Raw genomic sequence first — 10,496 nt, forward strand, 5'->3', positions numbered from 1 at the left:
AGTTTACAAATAAGCAGTTATTAACCATTTAATCAAAAATGTAAGTGTTTTGAAGATGAACCGCAAAACTAGAAGGTTATACTGTGTTTATCAACAGTAATACCACTGAAAAACATTCCCAAAAACATGGTAGAAAACATAATTTTAGGACTTGATGAAATCTAGAAAAACCGTATAATCATTAACACTTTATGCCTACGGCACGCCTGCAAAGTATGCGCAAAGTGTGCCGCTAGGCATACAAAGCAGCGTAGGCGTGGAGGAGATACAGATTTACCCGACGGGAGAGCAAATCACCAGATAAGCTTGATAAGCGACTTGCGAAGAAACAGAGAACCAACTTTTTTGCAATACTAGAGAGTCGCCGCTTTTGTTTACTAGTTAATGTCCAAATTTGTCTGTTCATGACGGCGGCGCGATCACCCTCAAGGAAAGTCAATCTGTTTTATTGAAATGTATTAAATTGCCGTTTTTTTTGCTATTTTCGCATAACAGTGATCGATGTGATAATATTTGTACTCATCATTTACTCTGGCTCTTCACACTACGTACAAGGATGATTTTGATACTTTTTTTACTTACTTTTCAGCAGAACCCTGATTGACAAAAGCGATGTTTTTTGGAGAATAGCACATTTGACAAGATTTTTTCTGAGCCAATAACTTTATTGAGATTGAGTAACGAGTGCAAAAAATATAACTTTAGCTAGAGGAGATTTTGATATGTCTTGTCTGAAAATTTTAGTTGTAGAGGATGAGAAAAAAAACGCATTAGATATTAAGAAGAGATTGCAAAAATTAGGTCACTACGTTTCCGAAATTACTGAATATGGAGATAAAGCAATACAAAAACTGGGGGAAGTTAATCCAAATTTAGTCTTAGTTGATATTTGCTTATTAGGAATAATTGATGGTGTGAGATTAGCTGATATTGTTATGAATGATTTTCAACTTCCAGTTTTATATTTAACAGAAGATGATTCTGAAATAGAACAAATATATGAAAATAGACAAACAGAACCTTTTAGCTACATTACTAAACCAGTAGCGGAACAAGATCTGCAGATTGCTATAGAAATAGCTGTTTACAAGCATCAAACGAAAATAAAATTGCAAGAACAACAGCAAAAGTTTATGGCAATTCTTAAAAGTATGGGTTGTGCAGTGATGATCACAGATACTTGTGGTTGTATTCATCTGATGAACCCAATAGCAGAAGAACTCACAGGATGGAAACAAGAAGAAGCGGTTACTAAAAAATTAGCAGAAATATTAAGCTTAGTTGACAAAGATACAGGAGTTCTGATTAAGAATTTAGCTACACAAGTCATACAGACAGGTGTCGTTTTGAATTTACCAGAGACTTTAACATTAATTGCTAAAGATGATACCGAAATCCAAATTGGAGGAAATATTGCACCCATCCGCGATGATAACGGTAATTTGATTGGTTCAGTTGTCGTTTTTCAGGACATCACTCAACGCAAACAAACAGAAGCACAACTTGTTCGGAATGCTTTCTATGATGCCCTAACAGGACTACCCAATAGAGTTTTATTTTTAGAGAGACTAAGCCAAGTGTTTGAGCGTCGAAAAAGACGGAATAATGATCGCTATGCTGTCTTGTTTTTAGATGTGGATGGCTTTAAAGGAATTAACGATAGTTTTGGGCATGGTGCTGGTGATAATTTGTTGATAGAGATTGCTCGACGTTTAGAATCATGCTTACGCAGTGCCGATACAGTAGCACGATTTGGTGGTGATGAATTTGCTATTCTCATCGAAGATATTAAAGACATTTCTGATACAACCAATGTTGCTAAACGTATTCAAGAAACCTTAAAATTACCAATTTACATAGAAGAACATAAAATATCAATTTCAGCTAGCATTGGTATTGCTCTAAGCTGTTCTAGTTATGAACAGCCAGAAAATTTGCTGCGGGATGCTGATATGGCAATGTATGAAGCAAAGCAACAGGGAAAAGCTCGTTATGTTGTATTTAATTCCCAGAAATCATACCATACGAATAGACCGGTCAAAAAATAGTAAGTACGAATATGTGACTGCTCGTGATTATGCAGTCATAGAAAAAATCAATCTTAGTATTTGTAAAAATAGGAATATGATCTATTTTTAGTTAATATTGACAATTTGATAGATTAAAGCGATGTTTGTCGTATCATAATCAAAAATAATAAATTCTGTTATGGAAAAAACAGAAAAACAGAAAATGCTGGCAGGCGAATTGTATCTTGCTTCCGATTTAGAATTGATTGCTGGAAGAAACTTTGCACTTCGTTTACAAAGAATGTATAACTCTACAACTGAAGAACAACTGGAGGAGCGATCGCAAATCCTACAGGAATTATTTGGTAAAGTGGGACAAAATATTAATATTATGCCACCATTTCAATGTGACTATGGTAAAAATATTTATGCAGGCGATGAATTATATATGAATTTTGGCTGTGTGATTCTAGACTGTAACACAGTTCATATTGGAGATAACGTTTTGTGTGCTCCTTATGTCCAAATCTATACGGCATATCACCCAACAGATCCAGAAATTCGCCTTTCTGGTAAAGAACTCGCTGCGCCAATAAGAATCGGTCATAATGTCTGGATTGGTGGCGGTGCAATTATTTGTCCTGGTGTGACAATTGGCGATAATACTACTATTGGTGCTGGTAGTGTTGTTGTGAAAGATATACCTGCAAATGTCGTTGCTGCAGGCAATCCCTGTAGAGTCATTCGACATTTGTAATCTCTAGCTTATAAGAGTTATTTCCAAATACTTCTGCACTGATTGTATGGGCATTCTAATTCTGGATTGATAGTAAGTCGTGCTTAAGCAGTGGGGTTTATCCGACAAGCGTGCTTTTTTGTTCTTTCTTTAATTTCATTTATACTGTGCTGGGCATTCTAATTCTGAGTAAGAGTTGTTGCCTTCAAGCACTGGAGAATCAGGATACTCCAGTGTTTTTTTAATTTATGTGGGTTTTCATAAATTGAGTTGACCGCTCAGAGAAATCTAAACAAAGCTACCCAAAGATAGTCAATGCTAGACAAACCCGTTTGTAATCTTAATCCAAAGTCCTAAAACTACAGGGATAAACGGCAATCCCACTATCCCATCCATGAAGTTTGGGATTACTTTACGAGCTATATTCATGCTTCCATTGGTATCAGCATTGATTGTTCTACCAGTGGAAGTTTTGTATAAACCACGCTTAACACGTTTACCACTAAAAACAGGCTTGATGTCAGATTTACTGTTGAAAGTTGGTAGTGTATCACCATCTAAAGCACTTGCAGATAGGATGACGTTTGATGCGTTTTTGCGTCAAACAGGTGTTGTGTGAAATAATCCAAAATCCGCTATCTACTTGCCAATATCCTCGTTCCATAACTCAGGTTTCTCTTGAATAAATTCGCTCATCATTTGTTCGCATTCATCAAGATTGAGGTCAATCACTTCCACACCGTGAGATACCATAAATTCTTTAGCACCTGGAAAAGTTTTTGATTCTCCAGCTATGACTTTTTTAATGCCAAATTGTACAACCGCCCCAGCGCACAGATAACATGGCATTAAGGTTGAATAGAGTGTTGTACCCCTATAACTGCCGATTCTACCAGCATTGCGAAGGCAATCGATTTCGGCGTGGGTGACTGGATCGCCATCTTGCACACGCTTGTTATGTCCTTTGCCGATAATCTTGTCATCTTTGACGAGAACCGAACCGATGGGAATTCCGCCTTCTTGTCTGCCTTGTTTTGCTTGTGCGATCGCAGCTTCCATAAACTCATCTATTTTCTCATTCATTTTTTTATTCTCCATGTCTAAACAACTTGTCTTGATGGATCACGATGGTGGTGTAGATGATTATCTAGCAACTATGCTGCTGATGACTATGGATCACATACAGCCACTTGGTATTGTCGTCACTCCAGCAGATTGCTATGCCGAACCAGCCGTAAGCGCTACACGTAAAATTCTAGACTTAATGGGGTGTTCTGATATCAGAGTTGCCCAAAGTACTGTACGCGGTATTAACCCTTTCCCTCGACTCTATCGCCGTGATTCATTTGTTATTGACCATTTTCCCATTCTCAATCAAAGCGATGCAATTCGCACACCACTGCTTGCAGAACCTGGTCAAGATTTTATGATAAAAGTGTTACAAGAGGCACCAGAACCTGTTACGTTAATGGTCACTGGTCCGTTAACAACAGTCGCAACTGCACTGGACAAAGCACCAGACATTGAAGAGAAAATTCAAAGAATTGTTTGGATGGGTGGTGCTTTGAATGTTGGTGGTAATGTGGAAAAAAATTGGGAACCAGGACAAGATGGTTCCGCAGAATGGAACGTGTATTGGGATCCAATTTCTGCAGCGCGGGTATGGCAAACCCAGATTGAAATTATCATGTGTCCTTTGGATTTGACTAACACTGTACCTGTGACATCAGAAATTGTTTACAAAATGGGGAAACAACGTCACCATCCCATATCTGATTTAGCGGGACAATGTTATGCACTGGTTATTCCCCAAGACTATTATTTCTGGGATGTGCTGGCGACTGCTTATCTTGCTCATCCAGAATTCTATCAACTGCGAGAGTGGGAAACAGAAATTATCACCACAGGTTTAAGTCAAGGGCGTACAAAAATAGTACCAGGAGGGCGTAAGATTTTTGCTATGGATCAGGTAGATAAAGAAGCTTTTTACGCTTATATTTTGCAGCAGTGGGCACGTTGAATTTTTGACCAGTTATCAAACAAGTTGTTTATGCGACTCATCCAGAGTAAAAAAAATACCGGGCGATTATAAATCGCACGCCAGATGCTACGGTGAGGTTCCGAGATTTTGGGTAATTCGATCACTTGTGTGTACACCGTAGCCTTTAAGGAGAGGGAAAGATTTTAGCGCCGATTCAAGCGATGGTGAGGTGAAAAGCGATATGTATGTACAGGGTAGCTTCTTATTAAGGAGAAGGGATGAAAAGGATAGACAGGGTTTTTTTATGAACTTTTGTAAAAAGTTCTGGAATGGAACAGTAACCTTTTGAGGTTAATCAGAAATTCCTGCCGATTACCGGACCTCAACAGCCAGAAATTAATATTTGAGAATTTGCATAAAACTCTGGCTGTTTGAGTGGAGTTACATATACTAGATTTCAATCACTGCGTGGCATTAGGTTGCAACTATGCCAGAAAGACTAGAAGAGCAAACGATTGATGTCTATAAGGAGTTAATCACACCGCTTGTAAAAGGAGATACAAATGACTACTAATATTTCCTATACTTTCACTTACAACTATGGTGATGGGGAATACTACAAAGGCTATGGCTATACAACATCTGACTCTAACTACTACGCTGGTCAGCGTATAGATCAGCCCTCACCTAACGAAACTGGGCTTACTGGTTACTATATCATTGACTCTGTAAACCCAACCTCACTAACTGATTACACCGGAGAGGTTGTAGTAACGCACTACTATGACAAAGATACTAATTTGATTGCAGATCCAGGTGGTAATTCAGGAGGAGAGGAACCCGGACATTTGCATAACTACCCCCATAATCCATCTACTGATGTAAACCTAGGTGTCGGACATAATGGATTAGGTAGTGAGGCTGGACTTGCTCACATTGATGGTCATTACTTCGGATTTGATAGAGAAACCTTTGCTGTATTCAATAATTCCAACGAGGCTGATTTGGCTCCTGAGAATCCAGGTGATACCGTAATTAAATTTCCCAACGGTGCATTCTATGGAAGTAGAGGTGATGACGTAATTGAAGGAGGAGCAGGCGACCAAGTCATTTATGGCGGTAAGGGGAACGACCTTATCTTTGGTGATGGGATACTAGGCGGGAGCTCAGCCCCTAGTGGAAATGACTTCCTGATTGGCGGGGATGGTAATGACTGGCTCTATGGTGGTCGTGGAAACGACAAGTTAAATGGGGGTTGGGGTGATGATTACCTCAATGGATACGGAGGTTACAGTGATTCTGAAACGGATACCTTGACTGGTGGTCCTGGGGCGGATACGTTTGGACTCGGTTACAACTGGCGTTCTTCTTCAGATGTTGATATCTACTATCTAGGCTCCGGAAATGCTGTTATCACAGATTTTAAGGCATCGGAGGGCGATAAGATTCGGATAGGTGGCAGCATTGGTGACTATACGTTGGTGCAAAACCAGAACTTGATTGGCAGCTCAGGCTTAGATACCGCTATCTACAGATACGGTGATTTGATTGCCATCCTGCAAGACACCACCAATGTCATTGCCTCTCGAGATTTTACGATTACCTAGCTGGTTGAGGAAACGACATGAAAACTTGTCGTCCCACCAAAAGTGCCAAAGTCTAAGCTCATACGAATTTGAACCGTTGATTGTAGCCGTAGGTAATTTCAATCGCTACTGGCTCCTCCTCACCTTCCCTTAAGGTTTTAGCATACTTTCAAGAAACACCGCAGCGTGGCAGAGGATTGAGCAACGAGGTCAAAGCCCGGAGATTGAGCCTTTTTCTGGAGGTTTTTCTGGGTGCGATCGCACCCAGAAATCATCATCAGGTGATCGCACGTAGCTATCACCCTCAAGCGATCGCTTGAGGGGTTTGAGATTTTTCTCGTTCCCAGTCTCTGGCTATTGGTGACAACTTAAAGCGATCGCCAAAATGTCAAGTGGGGTGTGGAGATATAGCAGTCGCCACAATTGTTCGGACATTTCCCTGTTCCCTGTTCCCTGTTCCCTGTTCCCTCTTAATCAAAACACGATGTCCTAAACGATATGTCTGTTGCTATAAGTCCAAAGTGTCTCGCTGTTGAGATTTGGGTTGATATTTAACAATTCCCAAATCTCGATTTTTAGGAGAAGTAAGATAAGCAATAAGGTCGTGTGAAAATCCTCGATTATAGGCGTGATTAAAATGATAAAATGAGCGAAACAACATCTCAATCGAAATTTTTTCAGATTCCATCTCAAATTCGTTAGCAACGGTATCAGCTAGATCAATTAAAACAGCATAAAATAACCAAGTTGCCCAAATTTGTAACTTGACACCATTAATCGAGCCCTTCGGGTTCGCCACTTGCTTCAAGCCGGGGAACCCGTCCAACGCAGTGGCTCACCAGTCCACAAATATGACATTTTCAACAATCGTTTAACTAGACCAAAAGCAGTTTCGATGTGCCACCGACGACCATAAAGGTCAGCGACAAGGTAAGGAGGTAAGTCAACTGGATTGGTAACAGAAGTAATGTATCTATACCAAGTATTTTCGCGTCTAATTTCGACTAAACGAACAATAATTGGTTTTGCTCTCCCTCGCTTGTGTCCCAATTCAATTATTTGGTCAACTACTTGTGGAGTATGAGTCAGAGTTCTTTGTACACGATAGCTTGCCTTTTTTAAACGAGTAATCCAAGCAACGCCATTTGTCATGAGTGCGGCAAACTCAGTAAAATCATAAAAACCCCTGTCAAAAATCAGTAAAGTTCCATTGGGTACACAACCATGCAACCAATCCCACATTTTTGCATCCGAACAATTTGGATTCTCTTCAAAAGTAATTTGGACTGGTAAATAAGTCGTGATATCAACGATTGTGTAAATTTTACCCGCTAAACAAACAGTTTTTTCTTGTAGGCTCTCTAGATGACGAAAAAGTGCTTCTAATGTTGAACCATCCACAGCCAAGATTCTTTGGAATTTTGTTTTTGCAAACCTAATACTTACAGGTAGTGGGCGGTTTTTTCTCTTAACCCATCTTGCTTGTAACTTTGGAATTAATTCCATCATTACTTGTTCAAATATCGATGCTGGAAACTCTAGAAATCGCTTAGACAATGCTTGTTGCGATACGCAAGTCGCTTTACACCATAACAAGTCTTCTCGATTTAATAACCGATGTAACTCGCGCACTGATGCTACTTGTCGCCACAAGAGCGTTAATACGTATGCACCATTAAAGGTAAACCCAGAATCCGGTCGCGTAGTCCCAATTGCTGGTAATACGACAGTTGATTGTATACCAGTGGTGTTAATAGCTCCTCCATCCGCGCGGCGATCACTTCGTTTTCTGGCTGGCGCATGTTTCTATCCCGCTTGTGGTCTGGGTTTCCCACTCTTGGATTTCCCATCGTTTTTTCCCTTGATGCACCTGTTGACAAGCTTACCTTTTTCTTAAGTTGTCACCAATAGTCTCTGGCTGGGAATGCACTATTAGGAGATTGTTGACAACATCTACGAACGGGTGCAACTCAAAGGGCATCAGAACTCGGTCAATAGTGCAGCATTTAGCCCTGATGGTCAACGCATTGTCACTGCATCATTTGACAAAACAGCCAAGGTGTGGCGGGTTGGCGGGTTCGATGATTTGCTGGCGCGGGGTTGCGACTGGCTGCAGGATTATTTTGTCACCCATCCAGAGGCGCGGGAGAGGTTGTGGGTGTGTCGGGCGAGGAGATAGGAGGAGGGAGGGAGCAGGGAGAGAGGAGTTACTAAACTCAGATCTTGCACCATACTTTATCGTCCGCCAAGAAATAAATTTCTTGGCTCAAAGTCTAAGTCCGTTAAAACGGACTCTTGTTAGTTTTTCAGTCTGTTTTAACAGACTTGGTTTATTAGCCCAGAACTTGAGTTCTGGGCGTACTCAGCCGGAGGTGCAAGATCTGAGTAAAGGCGTTAAGCTAGCTGCGCCTTCGGCAATCGCCCACACGAATCACTTTTGGCGTTAAGCTAGCTGCGCCTCCGGCAATCGCGCACACGAATCACTTTTGGCGATCGCTCACACGAATCACTTTTGGCGTTAAGCAATGCTAGCGCTCCCTGCTGGAGCATCGCTCACACGAATCACTTTTGGCGTTAAGCAATGCTAGCGCTCCCTGCCGTAGGCAATCGCTCCTTGTGCGCTGAGTGACTCTGTTAAATTAGACTTATTCCCCAATTCATTACGAGTATGATAGAAAAAACATCTACATTGCAAAAAGTCATTGAAGCTGTAGAAGCATTAGATATAGATGCTCAAATTTTGCTGATAGATATTATTACCAAGCGCCTCAATCAACAGAGACGAGATGAGTTGTTAAAGGAAGTTGCACAAGCACAACATGATTATGAACAGGGAAGTGTACGGCGAGGTTCTGTTGAAGATTTGATGGCGGAGTTAGAAGATTGAAAAATTTAGTTTGGAGTTCTGCATTTGTTCGTGCGTTTAAACGTTTAGTACGTCAAAATCCACAATTACGTTCTCAAGTAGAGGAGACGCTAAAAAAACTAGCTGATACCAAGTTGCGTTCTGTTCTAGTAGTTTGTGGTTAGGGGAGATTGCTTCGCTCCACTTCGTTTCGTATGCCCTCCGGGCACGCTGCGCGAACGCAATGACAGGTGCTACGTTTGATTGCAACTTGGTATGAAGACCCTTTCTCTCCCAGTTTACACAGTCACAAACTTAAAGGTGATTTAGATGGTATATGGTCGTGTTCTATGCAGCGAATTATTGGCGAAGTGTATGGTAGTTTAAACGAAGAAATGATGGTATTAATTGATGCTGCATTGAAATTGCATTTGGGATTAGGTTGAGATATGACTCTAAACAAGAGCGATCGCTCATTAAGACCATCGATTTTTGAGATATGACTTATATAGATTAACGTGTAGCAGTGAATGATTAGAGGTGGATATGGAAACAATGAAAGTGCGATCGCATATCGGGGCAGATGGCATATTGCAAATCCAAATGCCCACTGATTTTAAAGATACCTCTGTTGAGGTGGTGTTAGTTGTACAGCCATTATCTGAGCAAGAAACCGCAGCATCAGAGTCAACCCAAGTGCAATACAATGCTTGGGGAAAGCCGACAACGAAAAAATCGATAAGTCATGCGATCGCTCTCATGCAACAACTACGCCGAGAGGTTGCGTTGGATCAAACATCAATCCGCGAAATGATTGAAGAAGGGCGAAGATTTTAATGCAGTTTGTTTTAGATTGTTCGGTGGCAATTAGCTGGTGTTTAGTGGATGAAAATAACCCTACCGCTAATGCCATACTGGCAATGATGCCAGATTCTGAAGCATTTGTACCAGGAATTTGGTCATTAGAGGTTGCAAATACTCTACTGGTAGCTGAACGGCGTAACCGTATGACTCAGCAACAATCACAGCAAGCTATTATTTTGTTACAATCCCTGTTCATTCAAGTTGATACGGCTACAGATGCTAACGCATTAGCTGCAACCATAACACTAGGACGACAGGAAGGTTTAGCTGCTTATGACGCAGCTTATTTGGAATTAGCGCTGCGATTGGGATTACCCTTGGCAACTCTGGATACTCGGTTAGCTGAAGCAGCGACTCGTTGTGGTGTGGAGTTAATCGTTGTTGATGAGAAACGCCAGAAATAGACGGGTAATACCAATTCACTTTAAAGTTAGAACATAGCGGGCAAGCAGGGGGCTAGGGGTCCCCTCTGGGG

General features: G+C 41.0%; 17 protein-coding genes. 12 read left to right on the forward strand and 5 right to left on the reverse strand.

Features of this window, described 5'->3' with window-relative positions; translation table 11 throughout:
* Nucleotides 1–232: 232 nt before the first annotated feature.
* On the reverse strand, nt 233–406 hold the full coding sequence (locus tag DP116_RS23375) for a hypothetical protein (RefSeq protein WP_211173465.1): 174 nt from the start codon (nt 404–406) through the stop codon (nt 233–235).
* 316 nt (nt 407–722) lie between these two features.
* On the opposite strand from DP116_RS23375, the gene DP116_RS23380 reads away from it, so the two are divergent.
* From DP116_RS23380 to DP116_RS23390, 3 genes are all read left to right on the forward strand, one after another.
* Nucleotides 723–2,048, forward strand: coding sequence for a diguanylate cyclase domain-containing protein (locus tag DP116_RS23380; RefSeq protein WP_169157447.1), 1,326 nt, complete (start codon nt 723–725; stop codon nt 2,046–2,048).
* A gap of 160 nt (nt 2,049–2,208) precedes the next feature.
* Complete coding sequence (locus DP116_RS23385; protein ID WP_169157448.1) at nt 2,209–2,766, forward strand: sugar O-acetyltransferase; 558 nt, start codon at nt 2,209–2,211, stop codon at nt 2,764–2,766.
* Nucleotides 2,767–3,172: 406 nt separating this feature from the next.
* Complete coding sequence (locus tag DP116_RS23390) at nt 3,173–3,364, forward strand: hypothetical protein (RefSeq protein ID WP_211173466.1); 192 nt, start codon at nt 3,173–3,175, stop codon at nt 3,362–3,364.
* Nucleotides 3,365–3,384: 20 nt separating this feature from the next.
* Here the strand turns inward: DP116_RS23390 and DP116_RS23395 are convergent, their stop codons facing one another.
* Nucleotides 3,385–3,816 (reverse strand): deaminase, encoded by a 432-nt coding sequence (locus DP116_RS23395; RefSeq protein ID WP_169157459.1) that lies wholly within the window; start codon nt 3,814–3,816, stop codon nt 3,385–3,387.
* A 25-nt stretch (nt 3,817–3,841) separates the two neighbouring features.
* Between DP116_RS23395 and DP116_RS23400 the strand changes: the two genes are divergently transcribed.
* The 3 genes from DP116_RS23400 (at nt 3,842) to DP116_RS30025 (ending at nt 6,632) form a co-directional block, all read left to right on the forward strand.
* Entirely contained in the window at nt 3,842–4,765 is a 924-nt protein-coding gene (locus DP116_RS23400; RefSeq protein ID WP_169157450.1) for a nucleoside hydrolase, read from the forward strand.
* Between the two features lie 524 nt (nt 4,766–5,289).
* A complete protein-coding gene (locus tag DP116_RS23405) occupies nt 5,290–6,333 on the forward strand; it encodes a calcium-binding protein (protein WP_169157451.1) in 1,044 nt (347 codons plus the stop codon).
* 176 nt (nt 6,334–6,509) lie between these two features.
* On the forward strand, nt 6,510–6,632 hold the full coding sequence (locus DP116_RS30025; RefSeq protein ID WP_281357466.1) for a hypothetical protein: 123 nt from the start codon (nt 6,510–6,512) through the stop codon (nt 6,630–6,632).
* Nucleotides 6,633–6,820: 188 nt separating this feature from the next.
* Here the strand turns inward: DP116_RS30025 and DP116_RS23410 are convergent, their stop codons facing one another.
* From DP116_RS23410 to DP116_RS23420, 3 genes are read right to left on the reverse strand one after another with little or no spacing between them, the layout of a single operon-like run.
* The gene (locus DP116_RS23410; RefSeq protein ID WP_169157452.1) at nt 6,821–7,111 is read right to left on the reverse strand and encodes a hypothetical protein; all 291 of its coding nucleotides are present in this window, start codon (nt 7,109–7,111) and stop codon (nt 6,821–6,823) included.
* Between the two features lie 5 nt (nt 7,112–7,116).
* Nucleotides 7,117–7,965: an IS4 family transposase gene (locus DP116_RS23415; protein WP_169157453.1), complete on the reverse strand. Its 849-nt coding sequence runs from the start codon at nt 7,963–7,965 to the stop codon at nt 7,117–7,119.
* A 5-nt stretch (nt 7,966–7,970) separates the two neighbouring features.
* Nucleotides 7,971–8,162, reverse strand: coding sequence for a hypothetical protein (locus DP116_RS23420; protein WP_169157454.1), 192 nt, complete (start codon nt 8,160–8,162; stop codon nt 7,971–7,973).
* A 113-nt stretch (nt 8,163–8,275) separates the two neighbouring features.
* Here DP116_RS23420 and DP116_RS23425 point away from each other — a divergent pair, with 113 nt between their 5' ends.
* The 6 genes from DP116_RS23425 (at nt 8,276) to DP116_RS23450 (ending at nt 10,425) form a co-directional block, all read left to right on the forward strand.
* Nucleotides 8,276–8,491, forward strand: a complete 216-nt coding sequence (locus tag DP116_RS23425) for a WD40 repeat domain-containing protein (protein ID WP_211173468.1) — start codon at nt 8,276–8,278, stop codon at nt 8,489–8,491.
* Nucleotides 8,492–8,980: 489 nt separating this feature from the next.
* Nucleotides 8,981–9,199, forward strand: a complete 219-nt coding sequence (locus DP116_RS23430) for a hypothetical protein (RefSeq protein WP_169157455.1) — start codon at nt 8,981–8,983, stop codon at nt 9,197–9,199.
* The gene (locus tag DP116_RS23435) at nt 9,196–9,342 is read left to right on the forward strand and encodes a hypothetical protein (RefSeq protein ID WP_169157456.1); all 147 of its coding nucleotides are present in this window, start codon (nt 9,196–9,198) and stop codon (nt 9,340–9,342) included. Before DP116_RS23430 ends, DP116_RS23435 begins: the two co-directional genes overlap by 4 nt.
* A 66-nt stretch (nt 9,343–9,408) precedes the next feature.
* A complete protein-coding gene (locus tag DP116_RS28685) occupies nt 9,409–9,603 on the forward strand; it encodes a type II toxin-antitoxin system RelE/ParE family toxin (RefSeq protein WP_211173469.1) in 195 nt (64 codons plus the stop codon).
* 100 nt (nt 9,604–9,703) lie between these two features.
* Nucleotides 9,704–9,994 (forward strand): hypothetical protein, encoded by a 291-nt coding sequence (locus tag DP116_RS23445; RefSeq protein WP_169157457.1) that lies wholly within the window; start codon nt 9,704–9,706, stop codon nt 9,992–9,994.
* Nucleotides 9,994–10,425, forward strand: a complete 432-nt coding sequence (locus DP116_RS23450) for a type II toxin-antitoxin system VapC family toxin (protein WP_169157458.1) — start codon at nt 9,994–9,996, stop codon at nt 10,423–10,425. The genes DP116_RS23445 and DP116_RS23450 overlap by 1 nt, the downstream gene beginning before the upstream one ends.
* The last annotated feature ends 71 nt before the right edge of the window (nt 10,426–10,496 follow it).

The organism is Brasilonema bromeliae SPC951, assembly GCF_012912135.1.
Lineage (GTDB): Bacteria > Cyanobacteriota > Cyanobacteriia > Cyanobacteriales > Nostocaceae > Brasilonema > Brasilonema bromeliae.

Excerpts from the sequence above, each read along its gene's own strand:
- DP116_RS23375 (WP_211173465.1), bottom strand. The coding sequence starts at position 406 with ATGAACAGACAAATTTGGACATTAACTAGTAAACAAAAGCGGCGACTC.
- DP116_RS23380 (WP_169157447.1), top strand. The coding sequence starts at position 723 with ATGTCTTGTCTGAAAATTTTAGTTGTAGAGGATGAGAAAAAAAACGCA.
- DP116_RS23385 (WP_169157448.1), top strand. The coding sequence starts at position 2,209 with ATGGAAAAAACAGAAAAACAGAAAATGCTGGCAGGCGAATTGTATCTT.
- DP116_RS23390 (WP_211173466.1), top strand. The coding sequence starts at position 3,173 with ATGCTTCCATTGGTATCAGCATTGATTGTTCTACCAGTGGAAGTTTTG.
- DP116_RS23400 (WP_169157450.1), top strand. The coding sequence starts at position 3,842 with ATGTCTAAACAACTTGTCTTGATGGATCACGATGGTGGTGTAGATGAT.
- DP116_RS23405 (WP_169157451.1), top strand. The coding sequence starts at position 5,290 with ATGACTACTAATATTTCCTATACTTTCACTTACAACTATGGTGATGGG.
- DP116_RS23420 (WP_169157454.1), bottom strand. The coding sequence starts at position 8,162 with ATGGGAAATCCAAGAGTGGGAAACCCAGACCACAAGCGGGATAGAAAC.
- DP116_RS23430 (WP_169157455.1), top strand. The coding sequence starts at position 8,981 with ATGATAGAAAAAACATCTACATTGCAAAAAGTCATTGAAGCTGTAGAA.
- DP116_RS23445 (WP_169157457.1), top strand. The coding sequence starts at position 9,704 with ATGGAAACAATGAAAGTGCGATCGCATATCGGGGCAGATGGCATATTG.
- DP116_RS23450 (WP_169157458.1), top strand. The coding sequence starts at position 9,994 with ATGCAGTTTGTTTTAGATTGTTCGGTGGCAATTAGCTGGTGTTTAGTG.